The organism is Sphingomonas sp. SP6 (assembly GCF_058313435.1).
The window spans coordinates 154,961-172,216 of sequence record NZ_JBZFLG010000003.1 but is presented as its reverse complement, the minus strand read 5'-3'; the positions used below and the strand labels follow the sequence as shown (position 1 = coordinate 172,216).

At 69.1% G+C, this 17,256-nt stretch carries 21 protein-coding genes; 11 read left to right on the top strand and 10 right to left on the bottom strand.

Annotated features, from left to right (window positions below; genetic code table 11):
• Nucleotides 1-257: 257 nt before the first annotated feature.
• The 4 genes from AC4GYY_RS10970 (at nt 258) to AC4GYY_RS10955 (ending at nt 4,130) form a co-directional block, all read left to right on the top strand.
• Nucleotides 258-1,130 (top strand): flagellin N-terminal helical domain-containing protein, encoded by an 873-nt coding sequence (locus AC4GYY_RS10970; protein ID WP_491120539.1) that lies wholly within the window; start codon nt 258-260, stop codon nt 1,128-1,130.
• Between the two features lie 238 nt (nt 1,131-1,368).
• A complete protein-coding gene (locus AC4GYY_RS10965; protein WP_491120538.1) occupies nt 1,369-2,181 on the top strand; it encodes a flagellin N-terminal helical domain-containing protein in 813 nt (270 codons plus the stop codon).
• A gap of 186 nt (nt 2,182-2,367) precedes the next feature.
• Nucleotides 2,368-3,213, top strand: coding sequence for a flagellin N-terminal helical domain-containing protein (locus AC4GYY_RS10960; protein ID WP_491120536.1), 846 nt, complete (start codon nt 2,368-2,370; stop codon nt 3,211-3,213).
• 62 nt (nt 3,214-3,275) lie between these two features.
• A complete protein-coding gene (locus tag AC4GYY_RS10955) occupies nt 3,276-4,130 on the top strand; it encodes a flagellin N-terminal helical domain-containing protein (RefSeq protein WP_491120534.1) in 855 nt (284 codons plus the stop codon).
• A 59-nt stretch (nt 4,131-4,189) separates the two neighbouring features.
• On the opposite strand, the gene AC4GYY_RS10950 is transcribed toward AC4GYY_RS10955, so the two are convergent.
• From AC4GYY_RS10950 to AC4GYY_RS10905, 10 genes are all read right to left on the bottom strand, one after another.
• Nucleotides 4,190-4,783, bottom strand: a complete 594-nt coding sequence (locus AC4GYY_RS10950; protein WP_491120533.1) for a DUF1989 domain-containing protein — start codon at nt 4,781-4,783, stop codon at nt 4,190-4,192.
• The gene (gene gntA, locus AC4GYY_RS10945; RefSeq protein ID WP_491120532.1) at nt 4,780-5,487 is read right to left on the bottom strand and encodes a guanitoxin biosynthesis heme-dependent pre-guanitoxin N-hydroxylase GntA; all 708 of its coding nucleotides are present in this window, start codon (nt 5,485-5,487) and stop codon (nt 4,780-4,782) included. The genes AC4GYY_RS10950 and gntA overlap by 4 nt, the downstream gene beginning before the upstream one ends.
• Before the next feature lie 73 nt (nt 5,488-5,560).
• Nucleotides 5,561-6,274: a FliA/WhiG family RNA polymerase sigma factor gene (locus AC4GYY_RS10940; protein ID WP_491120531.1), complete on the bottom strand. Its 714-nt coding sequence runs from the start codon at nt 6,272-6,274 to the stop codon at nt 5,561-5,563.
• Entirely contained in the window at nt 6,271-8,340 is a 2,070-nt protein-coding gene (gene flhA / locus AC4GYY_RS10935; RefSeq protein ID WP_491120530.1) for a flagellar biosynthesis protein FlhA, read from the bottom strand. Before flhA ends, AC4GYY_RS10940 begins: the two co-directional genes overlap by 4 nt.
• Nucleotides 8,337-9,185 carry a lytic transglycosylase domain-containing protein gene (locus AC4GYY_RS10930; RefSeq protein ID WP_491120529.1) on the bottom strand — a complete coding sequence of 283 codons (849 nt, stop codon included), beginning with the start codon at nt 9,183-9,185 and terminating at the stop codon, nt 8,337-8,339. Before AC4GYY_RS10930 ends, flhA begins: the two co-directional genes overlap by 4 nt.
• A gap of 92 nt (nt 9,186-9,277) precedes the next feature.
• Complete coding sequence (locus AC4GYY_RS10925) at nt 9,278-9,589, bottom strand: flagellar protein FlgN (RefSeq protein ID WP_491120527.1); 312 nt, start codon at nt 9,587-9,589, stop codon at nt 9,278-9,280.
• Nucleotides 9,576-9,839 (bottom strand): flagellar biosynthesis anti-sigma factor FlgM, encoded by a 264-nt coding sequence (gene flgM / locus AC4GYY_RS10920; RefSeq protein WP_491120525.1) that lies wholly within the window; start codon nt 9,837-9,839, stop codon nt 9,576-9,578. Before flgM ends, AC4GYY_RS10925 begins: the two co-directional genes overlap by 14 nt.
• 127 nt (nt 9,840-9,966) lie before the next feature.
• The gene (locus AC4GYY_RS10915; protein WP_491120523.1) at nt 9,967-10,488 is read right to left on the bottom strand and encodes a flagella basal body P-ring formation protein FlgA; all 522 of its coding nucleotides are present in this window, start codon (nt 10,486-10,488) and stop codon (nt 9,967-9,969) included.
• A complete protein-coding gene (locus AC4GYY_RS10910) occupies nt 10,485-10,997 on the bottom strand; it encodes a flagellar motor protein MotB (RefSeq protein WP_491120522.1) in 513 nt (170 codons plus the stop codon). Before AC4GYY_RS10910 ends, AC4GYY_RS10915 begins: the two co-directional genes overlap by 4 nt.
• Complete coding sequence (locus AC4GYY_RS10905) at nt 10,994-11,665, bottom strand: MotA/TolQ/ExbB proton channel family protein (protein ID WP_491120520.1); 672 nt, start codon at nt 11,663-11,665, stop codon at nt 10,994-10,996. The genes AC4GYY_RS10910 and AC4GYY_RS10905 overlap by 4 nt, the downstream gene beginning before the upstream one ends.
• A 333-nt stretch (nt 11,666-11,998) precedes the next feature.
• On the opposite strand from AC4GYY_RS10905, the gene flgB reads away from it, so the two are divergent.
• The 7 genes from flgB to AC4GYY_RS10870 all read left to right on the top strand — a co-directional run bounded on the left by flgB (nt 11,999) and on the right by AC4GYY_RS10870 (nt 17,156).
• Nucleotides 11,999-12,349, top strand: coding sequence for a flagellar basal body rod protein FlgB (gene flgB, locus AC4GYY_RS10900; RefSeq protein WP_491120518.1), 351 nt, complete (start codon nt 11,999-12,001; stop codon nt 12,347-12,349).
• A gap of 2 nt (nt 12,350-12,351) precedes the next feature.
• The gene (gene flgC / locus AC4GYY_RS10895; protein ID WP_491120517.1) at nt 12,352-12,762 is read left to right on the top strand and encodes a flagellar basal body rod protein FlgC; all 411 of its coding nucleotides are present in this window, start codon (nt 12,352-12,354) and stop codon (nt 12,760-12,762) included.
• Nucleotides 12,763-12,764: 2 nt separating this feature from the next.
• Nucleotides 12,765-13,439, top strand: a complete 675-nt coding sequence (locus tag AC4GYY_RS10890) for a flagellar hook assembly protein FlgD (protein WP_491120516.1) — start codon at nt 12,765-12,767, stop codon at nt 13,437-13,439.
• Nucleotides 13,440-13,475: 36 nt separating this feature from the next.
• Complete coding sequence (locus AC4GYY_RS10885) at nt 13,476-14,741, top strand: flagellar hook protein FlgE (protein WP_491120515.1); 1,266 nt, start codon at nt 13,476-13,478, stop codon at nt 14,739-14,741.
• A gap of 23 nt (nt 14,742-14,764) precedes the next feature.
• Nucleotides 14,765-15,517: a flagellar basal body rod protein FlgF gene (locus AC4GYY_RS10880; RefSeq protein ID WP_491120514.1), complete on the top strand. Its 753-nt coding sequence runs from the start codon at nt 14,765-14,767 to the stop codon at nt 15,515-15,517.
• Between the two features lie 122 nt (nt 15,518-15,639).
• Nucleotides 15,640-16,428 carry a flagellar basal-body rod protein FlgG gene (gene flgG / locus AC4GYY_RS10875; RefSeq protein ID WP_491120512.1) on the top strand — a complete coding sequence of 263 codons (789 nt, stop codon included), beginning with the start codon at nt 15,640-15,642 and terminating at the stop codon, nt 16,426-16,428.
• Nucleotides 16,428-17,156, top strand: coding sequence for a flagellar basal body L-ring protein FlgH (locus tag AC4GYY_RS10870; protein ID WP_491120510.1), 729 nt, complete (start codon nt 16,428-16,430; stop codon nt 17,154-17,156). The genes flgG and AC4GYY_RS10870 overlap by 1 nt, the downstream gene beginning before the upstream one ends.
• The last annotated feature ends 100 nt before the right edge of the window (nt 17,157-17,256 follow it).

The window sequence follows — 17,256 nt, the reverse complement described above, 5'->3', positions numbered from 1 at the left end:
GTTAACGCGGCGTCTAACCGCCGCTTGCCGGCAGCTTTTTTCCGGGCGCGAGCGCGTGCGTCCGCAAGCGTACACACGTGTCGGCGCGCGTGCGGGAATCGCTTGCAAGGGCACGAAACCGCCCGGCGGCGGGGGCTTGCCGGGCCGGCGGCAGAACCGGCTAAACCTTGCCGGACGGCGGCCGTTTACCCTGTCCGAACGGCGCGCTCGTCCACTCGCGGGGGGTGGCGGCGCGCGGTTCGGCAAGGAGCTTTCCCGTGACCGTTATCGCAAGCAACACCTCGGCGCTGCGCGCCACCAACGCCTCGACCATGGCGTCGAAGCAGCTGTCCACCGCGATGGAGCGGCTGTCGACCGGCAAGCGGATCAACTCGGCCAAGGACGACGCCGCCGGCCTCGCGATCAGTTCGTCGATGACGTCGCAGATCCGCGGCATGAACCAGGGCATCCGCAACGCCAACGACGGCATCTCGCTCGCCCAGACCGCGGAGGGCGCGCTGGACGAGGTGTCGAACATGCTCCAGCGGATGCGCGAGCTGTCGGTCCAGTCGGGCAACGGCACCTATTCGGCCTCCGACAAGCAGAACATCTACGCCGAGCAGAATGCGCTGGCGGACCAGATCCGCTCGGTCGTCAACAACACCGCCTTCAACGGCACCTCGCTGTTCAAGGGCAACGGTACCGCGGGCACCGCGCAGTCGGTGACGATCCAGGCGGGCGCGAACGCCAGCGACACCGTCGCGATCAGCATCGACGACCTCAGCAACAACGCCGCGTCGAACAAGCTGTCGCTGGTGGTCGATCTCGCCGCCTCGCCGGCGGGCATGCCCGGCGATTCGGCGGCGACGACTCCGGTCGTCCCGACGATCCAGAACTTCGACGACGCGATCAGCCAGGTCGCGACGGTCCGCTCGAAGCTCGGCGCGTCGCAGAACCGGCTGGAGAGCGCGGTCAACAACCTGACGTCGAACTCCACGAACCTGTCGGACGCCAAGAGTCGGATCGAGGACGCCGACTTCTCGACCGAATCGACCAACCTGGCGAAGGCGCAAATCCTGGCCCAGGCGTCGACCGCGATGCTGGCCCAGGCCAACCAGTCGCAGCAGGGCGTGCTCAAGCTGCTCGGCTGATCCGTTCGGAGCCGGCGCCGCCCCCCGCTCGAGGGTGTCGGCTCCGTCTTCCCGCCCGCATCTCGGGCGGACGAGAGCCCCGGTGGCCGCACGGCCGCCGGGGTTTTTCGTTTTTCTCGTCGCGTCGCCCTCGCGGGCATGACGAAGCGCTAAAGTTCTTCCCGGTCCGGTCGTTTCACTCTGCGAGCCGTAAAGCCGCACCGGGGGGTGCGAGCGCGGCAGCACGGAGTTCACGATCATGACTGTCATCGGAAGCAACATCGCGTCGCTGCGCGCGAGCAACGCCGGCACCAAGGCGGGCGACATGCTGTCGACCGCGATGGAGCGGCTGTCGACCGGAAAGCGCATCAATTCGGCCAAGGACGATGCCGCCGGCCTCGCCATCGCGTCGTCGATGACCTCGCAGATCCGCGGCATGAACCAGGGCATCCGCAACGCCAACGACGGCATCAGCCTGGCGCAGACCGCGGAGGGCGCGCTCGACGAGGTGTCAAACATGCTCCAGCGGATGCGCGAGCTTCAGGTCCAGTCGGCCAACGGCACCTACTCGACCAGCGACAAGGCCAACATCAAGTCCGAGCAGGACGCGCTTGCCGCGCAGATCACCAGCGTCGTCTCGAACACCGCGTTCAACGGCAAGAAGCTGTTCGACGGCAGCGCCGCGACCGTCTCGATCCAGGCGGGCGCCAACGCCAGCGACACGGTGACGATGTCGATGACCAACCTGTCGACCGACACCGATCTCGCCGCGGTCGTCACCGGCGGCGCCTCGGTCGCCGCCGCGACGCTGACCCAGTACGACACCGCGATCGCGAAGATCGCCACGACGCGCTCGGGCCTGGGCGCCGCGCAGAACCGGCTGGAGTCGGCGGTCAACAACCTGACCTCGAACGCGACCAATCTCTCGGACGCCAAGAGCCGGATCGAGGACGCTGACTTCTCGACCGAATCGACCAATCTCGCCAAGGCGCAGATCCTGTCGCAGGCCTCGACCGCGATGCTCGCCCAGGCGAACCAGTCGCAGCAGGGCGTGCTCAAGCTCCTCGGCTGAGCCGCCGCGCCGACGCCACGATGAGCCCCGGCGGTCGCGAGACCGCCGGGGTTTTTCGTTCGACTCGATCATTCCCGTCCGCGCGGGGCGCGCGGAGTCTAAAGTTTCCGCCGCAACGGCCGTTTCCCATCCCGAGCCGTGAAGCCGCGCCGGGGGGCGCGAGCGCGGCAGGACGGAGTTCCCACCATGACCGTGATCGGTAGCAACATCTCCTCGCTGCGCGCGTCGAACGCCGGCGCCGAAGCCTCTTCCATGCTGTCCACCGCGATGGAGCGGCTGTCGACCGGCAAGCGCATCAACTCGGCGAAGGACGACGCCGCCGGGCTCGCGATCGCCAGCTCGATGACCTCGCAGATCCGCGGCATGAACCAGGGCATCCGCAACGCCAACGACGGCATCTCGATGGCGCAGACCGCCGAAGGCGCGCTCGACGAGGTGACCAACATGCTCCAGCGGATGCGCGAGCTGACGGTGCAGTCGCAGAACGGCACCTATTCGGCGAACGACAAGGCCAACATCAAGTCCGAGATGACGGCGCTCGGCGCGCAGATCGGCAGCGTGCTGACCAACACCGCGTTCAACGGCACCAAGCTGTTCGACGGCTCGAAGACCAGCGTGTCGATCCAGGCGGGAGCCAATGCGTCCGACACGGTGACCCTGACTCTCGGCAAGCTCAACGACGCGGCGAGCGGCGGCGACGCGATCAACAAGGCGCTGGCGGTCGACGTGACCGTCGCCGACACCGGGACTGCGGGCACCTCCGACTATCTGACCAAGTTCGACGATGCGCTGAAGCAGGTCGCAACCTCTCGCTCGGGCCTGGGCGCGGCGCAGAACCGGCTGGAGTCGGCGGTCAACAACCTGACCTCGAACGCGACCAACCTGTCGGACGCCAAGAGCCGGATCGAGGACGCCGATTTCTCGACCGAGTCGACCAACCTGGCGAAGGCGCAGATCCTGTCGCAGGCCTCGACCGCGATGCTCGCCCAGGCGAACCAGTCGCAGCAGGGCGTGCTCAAGCTCCTCGGCTAAGCCGCCGCCATTTCCTCGATCCACTTCCGAACGAAGATGCCTGACGGGCACGGAGACACACAATGACCGTTATCGCTAGCAACACCTCGGCGCTGCGCGCCACCAACGCATCGACCGTGGCCGGCAAGGAGCTGTCGACCGCCATGGAGCGCCTGTCCTCGGGGAAGCGCATCAATTCGGCGAAGGACGACGCCGCCGGGCTCGCGATCGCCAGCTCGATGACCTCGCAGATCCGCGGCATGAACCAGGGCATCCGCAACGCCAACGACGGCATCTCGATGGCGCAGACCGCCGAAGGCGCGCTCGACGAAGTGTCGAACATGCTCCAGCGGATGCGCGAGCTTCAGGTCCAGTCGCAGAACGGCACCTATTCGACCAGCGACAAGGCGAACATCACCTCCGAGCAGGAGGCGCTGGCGCAGCAGATCCAGTCGGTGGTCAAGAACACCAGCTTCAACGGCAAGAACCTGTTCGCGACCGCCAGCAACGACATCACCATCCAGGCCGGCGCCAACGCCAGCGACACGGTGACGCTGAGCCTGCCCAAGCTCGACGCCGCCTACGCGGCCGGTCCTCCCGAGAGCGGCCAGCTGAGCCAGATCGTCGATTTCACCGCCACCGGCACCACCGCGCGGCTGAAGACGACGGTGGACCTTGCCAAGTTCGACAGCGCCATCTCGACGGTCGCGACGACCCGCGCCGGGCTGGGCGCCGCGCAGAACCGGCTGGAGTCGGCGGTCAACAACCTGACCTCGAACGCGACCAACCTGTCGGACGCCAAGAGCCGGATCGAGGACGCCGACTTCTCGACCGAATCGACCAATCTCGCCAAGGCGCAGATCCTGTCGCAGGCCTCGACCGCGATGCTCGCCCAGGCGAACCAGTCGCAGCAGGGCGTGCTCAAGCTCCTCGGCTGAGCCGCCGCGCCGACGCCACGATGAGCCCCGGCGGTCGCGAGACCGCCGGGGTTTTCGCGTCAGGCGGGAACGATGCGGTAGTCGATCGGCTTGAACGTGCCACCGTTCGAATCGTACGCCGAGCAGGCGGTGAGGCCGATCACGAGATCGATCGCGGCGCGGAACGCGACCACGTCGCCGGCCTTGCTGAGCGGCGGCAGGACGCGGACCTTTCCGGTTTCGCCGTCGACCGGCACGTTCATGAAGCAGTTGAACGCCGACGGGATCATGTCCTCGGTCACGCCATAGGGCGCCAGCGCGGCGGCGAGATTGCCGAAGCAGCCGCGGTGGACCGGCTTGTCGGGATAGAAATGCTCGAACGTCGCGGTCGAGCACGGGGTCAGCAGGAAATCGTGGCGGCCGACGTCGTCGCGGACGATCTCGAGCAGCGGGCGCGATCGGTTCGAATAGAGCGTGTGGCCGAGCGTGAGATAGATCGTCTCGGCATAATCGAACGTCCGCCCCGCCGAGATCGCTTCGCCGATCTCGGCGGCGTTGAAGGCGAGGAGATCGGCGACCTGGACCCCCATGGGGTCGATCACCTCCAGCGTCTCTCCCGCCGCCAGCCGGAACGCGACCCCGCTGCGTTCGGGGATGCGGACGGCATCCGTCACTCCTTGGCGCCCGAATATTGGAACGGGCAGGCCCAACCCGCATCGACGACGCGCCCGCTATACTGCCGCGCCTCGCTCGTCTCGCCGTGGCGCGACAGCATCGGGTTGCGGGTGCCCGCCAGCGCCTCGTCGCGGACGAGGATCTTTTCTCGCAGACCCTCATACTTGCCCTGCGCGCGCAGCAGCTCGAACTGATCGTGGAGGTTGAACACCATCGTCGGCCGCGAGAACCGCCGCGCCGGCCGGCTGGCGTTCGGATGCAGCCCCACGACGAAGAACGCCTCGCCGCCGAAGCTCAGCGAGAAATGCGGATCGTCGGGATCATGGCTGACCCGCGTGTCGTACGGCTGGCCGCGCCACACGTCCTTGTCGCTGAGGGACTGGACGCGCGCCCACAGCGCCTGCTCGAACGTCGGCTCGTCGAAATCGACCGGACCGTCGAACACGACCGCGAAGCTGCGGAACAGCGTCGGCTCCTCGCGATAGTCGGCGGCGAAGCGCATCAGCCCGTCGTGGATGCGCAGATCGTCCCAGGCGCTGTCGAGCCGGTTGCAGGCCAGGACGTTCAAGGTGCCCTTTGCGAGTGCCGCCTTGGCGCCGACGCACGGGAAGGCGGCGGCCTCGACATGGGTCTTGAGCAGCGTTTCGAGTTCCGATTGCGCCGGATGGCGCCAGGGGAACATGGGAGTCTTCGGTTCGGGCATCCCCGATTAGACTCTCTGCGCGCTGCGACTGTTCCCGGGCAAGGCGCTGATCTGGATCAAGCAGCTCGGCGGATCAGCGTCGCATCGCCGTCTTCAGGCGGGCCAGCCCCGACGCCTTGATCTGGCAGACGCGCGCCGCGCCGACACCGAGCACCCGGCCGATCTCCTCCAGGTTCAACTCCTCGACGTGATAGAGCTGGATCACCAATTGCTCGCGCTCCGGCAGCGCGGCGATGGCGGCGATCAGCCGGTCGCGGAGCTGGCCCTCGGCAAGCTGCTCGAAGGCGTCGGGGGCGTCGTCGGCGAACCACGGCTGGTCATCGGCATAGACCTCGTCGAGGGAATCGAAGCGGGCGGCCTCCGCCGTCAGATATTCGGCGCGCAGCCGGGCCACGTTGACCCCCAGCCGCTCGGCGACCGCCGCTTCGCTCGGCGTGCGACCGAGTTCGGCGGTGAGCGCGCGCACCGCCTCGCCATAGGCGCGCCGGCGGCGCATCGCCCCGCGGGTGTTGGCGGCGTGGCGGCGCAGCTCGTCGATCATCGCGCCGCGCACCCGCGTCGTCAGATACTGCTTGAAGGTGACGAGCCCGCGATCCTCGAACGCCGAGCCCGCCTCGACCAGCGCGACGAGCCCGACCTGGACGAGGTCCTCGACCTCCACCGCGGTCGAGACGCTGCCGTGGACGTGCCACGCCAGCCGGCGGACGAGGGGGAGGTGTTCCTCCACCCGCGCCTTGTCCTCGCGCGCGCGGCTCCGCGGGCCGTAGGTGAGGGGCGCGGCGCTCATGCCGCGAGCGCCTGCTGCTGCTGGTGCGCGCCGATCACGGCGACGACCTCGACCGCCTTGTCCTCTGGCACTTCGAAGAAGCTCATCACGGGGGTGTCCGGCAATACGGTTCGAACCAGTTTGCGGATGGCGACGCGGATCGCCGGCTGAACGACGAGCGCGAAGGGCTTCGCTTCGGCGATCAGCGGCTGCGCGGCCTGCTGCAGCGCATCGACGATGCGGCGGCCGAGGTCGGGCTCGATGACATGCCGCCTGGCGCTGTCGCCGCGCATCGCCTGGCCGAGGATCGCCTCGAGGCTGCCCTCGAGCGTCATCACCCGCAGCGGCTCGCGCACCCCGCACAGCTTGCCGACGATCAGTCCGCCGAGCGCGGGGCGGATCAGCTCGACGATCTCGTCGGCGTCGAGCGTCTTCTGCGCCGCGGTCGCGATCGCGGAGGCGATGCGGCGGAATTCCTTGAGCGGCACGCCTTCGGCGAGCAGGCCCTTGAGCACCGTCGTCAGCGTCGTCAGCGGCAAGGGTTGCGGCGTCAGCGCGGCGACGAGCTGGGGAGAGCGTTCCTTCAGGCCGTCGAGCAACGCCTGCACCTCGTCGGCGCCGAGCAGGTCGGCGGCGTTCGAGGCGAGCGCGTGGTTGAGGTGGGTCGCCATGACGGTGCCGGCGTCGACCACGAGGAAGCCCTGACCGGTCGCCGCGTCGGCGTCGCCCGGCTGGATCCAGGTCGCGTCGAGCCCGAACGTGGGGTCCTTGGCCTTCTTGCCGAGGAGCGTGCCGACCGCGGTCCCGGTGTCGAGCGCGAGCATCTCGTCGGGCGACACCTGATCCTCGCCGACGACGACCCCGCCGACGACGAGGCGATAGGTGTAGGGCGCGAGGTTGATGTCGTCGCGGACCCGGCATTGCGGGACGACGAAGCCGAGTTCCTTCGACAGCTGACGCCGGACGCCGGTGATCCGCGCCATCAGCGGTGCGCCGCGACGCTCGTCGACCAGCGGCACCAGGCCGTAGCCGACGTCGAGATTGACCTGCATCGTCTCGGTCACCTCGTCCCAGGCGATGCGCGACGGATCGGCGGCCTCGACCTTGGGCGCGTCCACCATCACCGGGCGTTTGGCGATCTGGTGGAGCTTCCATGCGGCGAAGCCGGCGAGCGCGGCGGCGGCGAGGATGATGACATGCGGCATCCCCGGCATCAGCCCGAGGAGGGTCAGGATGCCGGCGACCGGGGTCCAGGTCCGCGCCGAGCCGAACTGGCGGCCGATCTGGCCGGCGAGGTCGCTCTCGTCGCTGACGCGGGTGACGATCGCGGCGGCGGCGATCGAGAGCATGAGGCTGGGGAGCTGCGCGACCAGCGCGTCGCCGATCGCGAGCAGGATATAGCCCTTGGCGGCGGCGGCGATCCCCATGCCGTGGCTGACCGGCCCCAGGATCAGCCCGCCGATCACGTTGGCGGCCAGGATCAGGATCGCGGCGACGGCGTCGCCCTTCACGAACTTCGACGAGCCGTCCATCGAGCCGTAGAAGTCCGCCTCGGTCGCGACCTCGACGCGGCGCTTCTTGGCGTCATCGGGGGTGATCAGTCCGGCATTGAGATCGGCGTCGATCGCCATCTGCTTGCCGGGGAGCGCGTCGAGGGTGAAGCGCGCGGACACTTCGGACACGCGACCGGCGCCCTTGGTGACGACGATCAGGTTGATGATCATCAGGATCGCGAAGACGAAGATGCCGACGACATAGTCGCCGCCGATCAGGAACGTCCCGAACGCCTCGATGACATGCCCCGCCGCCGCCTCGCCCTCATGCCCGTGGACCAGCACGACGCGGGTCGAGGCGACGTTGAGGCCGAGGCGGAACAGGGTCGCGAACAGCAGCACAGTCGGGAAGGCGGAAAAGTCGAGCGGCTTCTGCGCGTTGAGCGCGACCATCAGCACCGCGAGGCTGATCGCGATGTTCGCGATGAAGAAGACGTCGAGCAGGAAGGCCGGGATCGGCACCACCATCACGACGACGAGGAGCAGGATCGCGGCGGGGAGCGCCGCCTGCCGCGCGTTGCCGAGCAGCCTCATGCGCCCATGCTCGCGAGCATCATATACGCCAGCCGCGCATTCTGGGGCGACGGGCGCAGGACCGAGGCGTCGTTCGGTGCGGGCGCGGTCGTGCGGAACCGGCTCATCGCCGCATTCGCCCAGCTGAGCGCGTCGGACGCCGCCTCGCCGTTGCCGGTGACGACGGTCGCGCCGTCCATGTCGAGCGACTGGGCGGCGAACTGCATCGCCGGCAAGCGGTTGCCGCCCGCGGCACCGCTGTTGCCGAGCTTGCCGGCGAAGCGGTCGTACACTTCGCTGAGCGAGCGTGCGTTGCCGGAGGTGTCGTAGAAGACGCTGCGGTTCGCGCGCGCGGCGGCCGGGAACATCGCCGCGGCGGTACGATCGGGCGACACCTGCATCGCCGACAGGAACTGCTTGGCCCCGCCGAGTCCCAGGAAATGCGCCATGTAGAGGTCGGTCCCGGTCGCCGCCCGACCCAGCGTCGATTGCAGCGCGCCGGCGTTGTCGGAGGCATGTTCGGCCGCCATCAGGCTCGCGACCTCCGGGTTGTTGCGCAGCGCCAGGATCGCGGAGCGGGTGGCGCCGTCCGCGACGGTCAGCCGCCCGCCCGAGGAGCCGATCGCATCGGCGGCCCAGCCGAGCCCGTGCTCCGCGCCGTGCTTCTTGACCACCGACAGCCAGCTCTGCTCGATGAACTGGTAGAGTCCGCTCGCCGAGGAGGTGCCCGCACGGGCGTTGGCGTTCAAGCCGCTCTCCAGCTTGGCCTGCCCCAGCAGATAGTTGAAGTCGACGCCGGTGCGCGACGCGGCGCGCGCGATCGCCGACTGGACGCGCCCGGCGGCGGAGATGCTTTCGACGGTCATGCGCTGTGACGGAGTCCCTGTTCGGGGAGGATCACAGCAAGCGGTGTGCCAGATGGAAAATCGCTCCCCCGCTCCGCGCGGGAGAGAAGACGTCAAGCGTAGGCCAGCCCCGCGCGCCCGTAGGCCGTCCCGGCGTCGCCGGACAGAATCTGCAGGCGTCGGCGGACATTTGCCGCCATCAGGTTCACGTAGATGCGGCAGGTCTCGTTGAGCTTGTCGGCCTCGTCGGCGAGCGCGCGCAGCTCGGGGCCGGCGGGTCCGTCGCCCAGGCGGCGCACATCCTCGATCGCCGAAAGCTTGGCCTCCGTCGCGCGCTCCAGAGCGCCGACGTCGTTCGATTTGAGCGCGGCGATCTCCGCATGGAGGGCCTCGATCACCGCGATCAGCGCGTCACGCCTTGTCATCGGACATCCATTCGTACCGCAGGGCGATCAGCCGGTCGGCGATCGTGGCGGGAGAGATCGGGAAGGCGCCGCTCTGCACCGCCGCCTTGATCCGCCGCACGCGCTCGGCGTCGACCGGCGGACCGGCGGCCAGCGTCTTGGCGGTCGAGGCGGTCGTCGCCGCCTGCGCGGCGGGGCTCTCGCTCGCGACCGGCTTGACCGGCGCGGACGCGGCGGTCCGCGCGACGGGTGCGAGCGAGACGTCGCTCACCGTTCCGCCCTTCGATCCCACTGACTCCACCATCACACACTGCTCCGGGCGATCCTCGCAAAGGAGGAAACGACCGTGCTCGCATGAACTTAAACGAAATGATCGTGAGCGCCGCGGTTACCATCTTCTACTCCGGCCAGCCGGGCAGCGTGGCGCGTCCGCTCTCGATCGCGACCGCCTGGACCGGGGTCCGGGCGTCGGGGACGCGGATCAGCACGCGCGCGCCGGCGGGGGCGTCGCCCATCGCGATCCCTTCGCGCGTGATCGAGAAGCCGTCCTGCCCGGCCTCGATCGTCACCGGATCGCCGCGCCTGATGACCGGCGGCTGCGCGGCGATCTTCGGAGCGGGTGCGGCAGCCGGGGCCGCGGCGTCGACCCTGCCGATCACCGGCACGAAGATCCGCCATTCGGGGCCGAGGCAGCCGATCACCACGGCATCGTGCGCCTCGGTGCGCCACGACAGCGAGACCGTGGGGCAGGGCGCGAGCTTCAACCGCGAATCGACGACGGCGCGCGCCCCCCCGGCCTCGCCCAGTGCGTGGCCGGTGAAGGCGACCACCGCCCGGTCGAGCCCGGCGGTGTCCTGGAACGGCTGAGCGAGCGCGGGCGCGGCGGCCAGCAGAGCGAGGAACGGCAGCAAGCGGATCATTGGGGTCCTCGGCGTTCGCCGGCAAAGGCGAGGGTGACGATCACCTGGCGGTGGCGGGGCGGCGCGGTCGCGACGCTCAGCCGTCCGTCCGCGACCCGGGCGAGGGCGACCGTGACCGCGCGGGCGCGGTCGGCGGCGAGCACCGCGCCGCTGCCCGTGACGGGATCGACGTCGCGCGCGGATCCGTCGACCGCGCCCGCGACGCGCAGCGAGACGCGCGGATCGCGCAGCGACTCCCGTGCCCAGGCGACCAGAGGGGCGGGCGAGGCCGGCAGCGCGGCGGAACCCGGCGCGAAGTTGGTGATCGCGGCCGCGGCGACGGGGATCGGTTCGTCGGCGGGCGCAGCGACCCCGAACCCGGCCTTCAGACCCCTGGCGAGTGCGTGCCGGTCGATCGCGGTGGCGTGGATCAGCACCATGAAGCCGACCAGCAGCAGCGCCAGATCGGCGAGGGTCACCAGCCAGAGCGGCCGCGCGGGACAGGGGGCGAGGAGGTCTTCGGCCGTCACGCGAGTTCGGCCGGAGCGGGAGAGAAATGGACCGGACGCACGCTGCGCGGGGCCTCGCGCGCGGCGAGGTCGATGAGCGGCGCTTCGAGGCGTTCGCGTTCGGCCGCCTCGATCCGGGCGGCGGCGCGAAGGCGATTGGCGACGGGCGCGGCGAGAAGATTGGCGACCAGCGCGCCGTAGAGGGTGGCGAGCAGCGCCACCGCCATCGCGCCGCCGATCGCCTGCGGATCGGTCATGCTCGTGAACATCGCGACCAGGCCCACCAGCGTGCCGACCATGCCCATCGCCGGTGCGGCCTCCGCGGCGCCAGCCCAGACGTCGGCGGCGGCGGCGTGGCGTTCGACGCGCCGCCGGCGGGCGTCCGCGAGCGCTCGGGCGATCCGATCGGGCGCGTGGCCGTCGACCACCCCGGCGACCGCCGCCGCGAGATCGGGATCGGTGATCACCGACCGATCGAGCGCCATCGTACCGTGGCGCTTGGCGATCTTCGCGAGCGAGGCGATCTGCGCGAGCAGCGGATCGGCGCTGAACCGGCCACGCGCCATCGTCGGCACCGCCGCGACCGCGCGGCCGACGTCGCGCAGCGGCGAGCGGAGCAGCGTCGCGACGATCGTGCCGCCGCCGACGATCGCGAGCGCGAGCGGGTCGAGGAAGGTGCCGGGAGTCATCGGGGAGCAAGTTGCACGGGATGTGCCAGTTCGGGCCGCTCCGGCGGTGCGGCAATCGCGGGCGCGGCAAGCGGCAAGGGTTGCCGGAAGGGCGGCAAGGGTTTGCCGGGCGGGATTCGTTCAACCGCCTTCTACCTTCCCGGCAGGGGGAGGAGCCACGAACGTGGCGGGTGGGGCAGCCCCAAGCAGTGCAGTCTCGATCGTCCCGCCTGCGGCCGCCCCACCCGCGCCATTCGGCGCTCCTCCCCGTGCCGGGGAGGTATATGGTCCCCAATCTGGCACGTCCCTTGCTGACAGTCCGCCGCATACTGACGTGCAAGGAGGTTCGGCCAGGTGGCCAGCGACAGTCTCTTCGGGATCCACGGCGCCGCGCTCGAGCTGCGTGGGCAGCGGATGGGGGTGCTCGCGTCGAACATCGCCAACGCCTCCACCCCCGGGTTCAAGGCGAAGGACATCGACTTCCGCCAGGCGCTCGCCACCGCGACGTCGAACGGCGACCCCGACACCGGCGCGTCGGCGGCGACGATGTACCGCGTGCCGAACCAGCCTTCGATGGACGGCAACACCGTCGAGCTCAGCCAGGAGCAGACCGCCTTCGCCGAGAATGCGGTCCAGTATCAGACGACGCTCTCGTTCCTCAACGGCCGCATCTCGCAGCTGACCCGCGCGCTGAGGGGAGAATAAGGGTGTCGCAGTCGCCGCTCACCATCTTCCAGGTCGCGGGCCGCGCGATGTCCGCGCAGCTCGTGCGGATGAACACGACCGCGTCGAACCTCGCCAATGCCGGCGGCATCGCCTCGTCGGAGGGCGCCGCCTACCGCACGATGAAGCCGGTGTTCCGCACCAGCTTCGATGCCGCGTCGGGCATGTCGACCGTCGACGTCCAGTCGGTCGTCACCGCAGGCGAGGCCCCGACCAAGCGTTACGACCCGGGCAATCCGATGGCGGACAAGGACGGCAACGTCTTCGAAGCCGCGGTCGACGAGACCCGCGAGCTCGTCGACATGATGGAGACCTCGCGCTCCTACCAGAACAACGTCGAAGTGATGAACACGGCCAAGAGCCTCATCGTCGACACCCTCAAGCTGGGCCGCTGACCATGAGCCTCGACACCACTCTCTCCACGTTGGGCATCAACACCACCGCCAACACCGCGGCCCAGTCCGCGGTCGGTGGGTCCGGGGCGCTGGGGCAGGCGGACTTCCTCAAGCTGATGACCGCGCAGCTCCAGAACCAGGACCCGTTCAGCCCGGTCGACAACACGCAGATGGTCGCGCAGATGGCGCAGTTCTCGAGCGTCGCGGGCATTTCGGAAATGTCGACGACGCTGAAAGCGATCCAGGCCAAGCTTGCCGGGGCCAGCGCGAACGAGGCCGTCAGCTATATCGGCAAGACCGTGCTCGCCGCCGGCGACGTCGCGTTCGGACGCACCAGCGGCGGCATCTCGGGCGGGGTCGAGCTGGCGGGCAACGCGACCAACGTCACCGTCACGATCAAGAACGCCGACGGCGAGGTCCTCAAGACGCTCGACATGGGCGCGCAGACCGCCGGCACGCTCTACTTCGACTGGGACGGCAAGAACGGCGCGGGCGAGGATTCGGGGCCGGGCCCGTTCAAGGTCTCGGTCGACGCGAAATCCGGGGCCGACGACGTTCCCGCGGGGACGCTGGTGTGGGCTCCGGTCCAGTCGGTGTCGACCACCTCGGGCCAGATCATCCTGACCCTGCCCGGCGTGGGCGAGGTCCCCGCCAGCCAGGTCCGCCAGATCGGCTGATCCCTTCCTTCACGCGATCAACAGGAGCCTCTTCCGATGTCTTTCTACACCTCGCTCTCGGGCCTCCAGGCCGCGCAGTTCGACATGTCGACGATCTCGCACAACCTCGCCAACGTCTCGACCAACGGGTTCAAGTCGAGCAGCTCGTTCTTCGGGGACGTGATGGCGTCCAGCTTCTCGTCCGATCCGCGCACGCTGGTCGGCTCGGGCGTGGTCGCGATGGAGAACCGCCAGAACTTCGGCGAGGGTTCGCTGAAATCGACCGGATCGATGCTCGATCTGGCGATCTCGGGCGACGGCTTCTTCGCGGTGCGCTCGCCCAACGGCGGCGCGAACGTCACCTATACCCGCGACGGCGGCTTCAAGGTCGATACGACCACCCGCAACATCGTCGACTCGCAGGGCAACCTGCTCCAGGCCTATCCCGTCGACGCCAACGGCAATGTCGTCTCGACCGGTCCGCAGGGGCTGGTCGACGTCCGCCTGCCCGAAAGCAGCGGCACCGCGATCGCGACCACCAAGGTGGGGCTCGGCGTGAACCTGTCGAACACCGCGACCGCGCCGGCGGTGACGCCGTTCAACCGCACCGACCCGACCAGCTACAACAACGTCACCTCCACCCGCATCTTCGACAGCGCGGGCAACGCGATGACGATGACCACCTATTACGTCCGCGACACCGCATCGGACCTGGGCGACGGCGCGACCAACTGGAAGGCGTACAGCTTCGTCGGCGACCAGCCGCTCACCGCCGGCGGGGTCGACGGGCAGGCGATGACGTTCGATGCCACCGGCGTGATGACCGTTCCCGCTGCCCCGATCGCGTTCGACGCCTTCACCCCGGCGGGGGGCGCGGCGCAGAATCTGACGCTCGACCTGTCGGGCTCGACCTCGAACCTCGGCGTGTTCAGCGTCGCCGCGCAGACCCAGAACGGCGCGACCGTCGGTCAGCTCTCGAACCTCACGATCGGCGACGACGGCCTCATCACCGCCAGCTTCTCGAACGGCGACACGATGAACCTCGGCAAGGTGGCGATCGCGACCTTCACCGACCCGACCGGCCTCAAGCAGATGGGCGACGGGCATTGGGAGGCGACCGCCTTCTCCGGCGCGCCGTCGCTCGGCACCCCGAACGAGGGCGCCGCGGGCCGCTTGCTCACGGGTACGCTCGAAGGCTCGAACGTCGACGTGACCGAGGAGCTGGTCAACCTGATCTCGGCGCAGCGCAACTTCCAGGCGAACGCCAAGGCGCTCGATACCCAGAGCCAGATCACCCAAACGATCTTCAACATCCGTTCGTGATCTGAAGGCGGCGGGGGCGTTCCATGGACAAATTGGTCTATACGGCGGCGACGGGCCTCAAGGCGCACATGGCGGCGCAGGCGGCGATCGCGAACAACATGGCGAACGCCTCCACCACCGGCTTCCGCGCCGACCGGGTGGTGTTCGATCGCCTCTCGCTCCAGGGCGGCGGCGACGAGTTCGCCAGCCGCGCGCCGGCGGGGGCGGAAGTGCCCGATTTCGACCGCTCGCCCGGCGCGATCCAGACCACGGGGCGTCCGCTCGACGTCGCGATGCTCGCCAACGACACGTGGATGGCGGTGCAGGCGAACGACGGGACGGAAGCCTATACCCGGCGCGGCGACCTCTCGGTCTCGCCGTCCGGCACGCTCCAGACCGGCGACGGCTATCTGGTGATGGGGTCGGGCGGCCCCATCACTCTGCCGCCCTACGACAGCCTGACGATCGGCAGCGACGGCACCGTCTCGATCGTGCCGCAGGGTGACAAGTCGGGGCAGACGACCGTGATCGACACGATCAAGCTGGCCTCGACCAAGGGAAGCCAGACGGTGAAGGGGCTCGACAACCTCCTTCACGTCAAGGGCGGCGGGGCGCTGCCGCAGGACGCCAACGCCAAGATGGTCGCCGGGGCGCTCGAAGGCTCGAACGTCAACATGACCCAGGCGCTGGTCGACATGATCGAGAACCAGCGCAGCTACGAGGTGCAGGCGAACCTGCTCAAGAACGCCAAGGACATGGACGAAGGCGCCGCCTCCGTCATGCGGATGCCGGGCTGACCAACCTCGTCGCTCCGGGCGAAGTCGATGGGCATCGCCGCGGTGTCCCGCTCGACACGAACCGTGAAGTCACTGGCACGAAGATTGCTTAAACTGCCTCCGAACCGATCGAAGGATCAGCCATGACCACCGCCGCCATGCACATCGCGCGTACCGGGCTCGACGCCCAGGACATGCGGATGCGCGTCATCTCGAACAACCTGGCCAACGTGAACACGACGGGGTTCAAGCGCGATCGCGCCGCGTTCGAGACGCTGGCCTATCAGACCGTCACCTCGCCCGGCGCGCAGTCCACCCAGGAGACGCAGTACGCGACCGGGCTCAACCTCGGCACCGGCGTGCGCGTCCAGGGCACCGCGCGGATCGACACGCAGGGATCGGTCCAGCAGACCGGCAACAGCCTCGACATGATGCTCGACGGTGACGGCTATTTTCAGGTGCAGATGCCCGGCGGCGAGCTCGGCTACACCCGCGCGGGCAATTTCTCGCGCTCGCCCGAAGGGCTGCTGATCACCAACGAGGGCTATCAGGTCCAGCCTGGCATCACCATTCCGGAGGGCGCGACCGCGGTCACGATCGGGCTCGACGGCACCGTCTCCGCGACCATCCCGGGGCAGGCGGAGGCGCAGCAGCTCGGCCAGATCCAGGTCGCGTCGTTCCCCAACGGCGCGGGGCTGCTCGCGACCGGCGACAATTACCTCAAGGAGACCGCCGCCTCCGGCGCGGCGAACTTGGGCGTGCCCGGCGAGGACGGGCGCGGGCGGGTCCGCCAGGGCCAGCTCGAGGCGTCGAACGTCAACGTCGTCGAGGAGCTGGTCGACATGATCGAGACCCAGCGCGCCTACGAGGTCAATTCGAAGATGATCTCCGCCACCGACGACATGCTCAAGTACGTGAACCAGAACATCTGATGGCCAGCCGCGCTCCCAACCCTTTGTCCGGCCTGTGGGTCGAACTCGCGCTCGGCGCCGGCATCGCCGCGCTCGTCGCCGCCGCGTTCCTGCCGAGCCCGGCAAATGCCGGCCTGCTCGGTGGCAAGAAGAAGCCGGCCGAAGATTTCACCGTCGTCCGCGCGCCGATGCAGCCGGCCGCGCCGCCGCCCGCCAATGGCGGCATCTTCCAGGCGGATCAGGGCTATGCCGCTCTTTACGAAGGCTGGCGCGCCAAGAAGGTCGGCGATCCGCTGACGATCGTGCTGGTCGAGCGCACCGCGGCCTCCAAATCGGCGGGCTCCAAGCTCGATTCGGGCGGCGGCTTCGGGATCACTCCGCCGACGACCGGCGCGCTCAGCCTGTTCAGCGGCACCGATGCGAGCATGAGCGGCACCCGCAACTTCAACGGCCAGGGCACCGCCGACCAGGCGAACAGCCTGTCGGGCGAGATCTCGGTCACGGTCGCGCAAGTCTATCCCAACGGCACGATGCTGGTGCAGGGCCAGAAGCGCGTCACGCTCAACCGCGGCGACGAGTTCGTCCAGATCAAGGGACTGGTCCGCACCGCGGACGTCGACCGGGACAACCGCATCCTTTCGACCCGCGTCGCCGACGCCCAGATCGCCTATACCGGCAAGGGCGACGTCGCCCGCGCCAGCCGCCAGGGCTGGCTGTCCCGCTTCTTCCAGGTGGTGAGCCCGTTCTGATGACGAGCCTGTTCTCCCTCCTCCGTTCGTTCCGAACGACGTCGAGGACCCCGTCTACTCAGCCCGCCCACGTGTCTCGACTTCGCTCGACACGAACGGG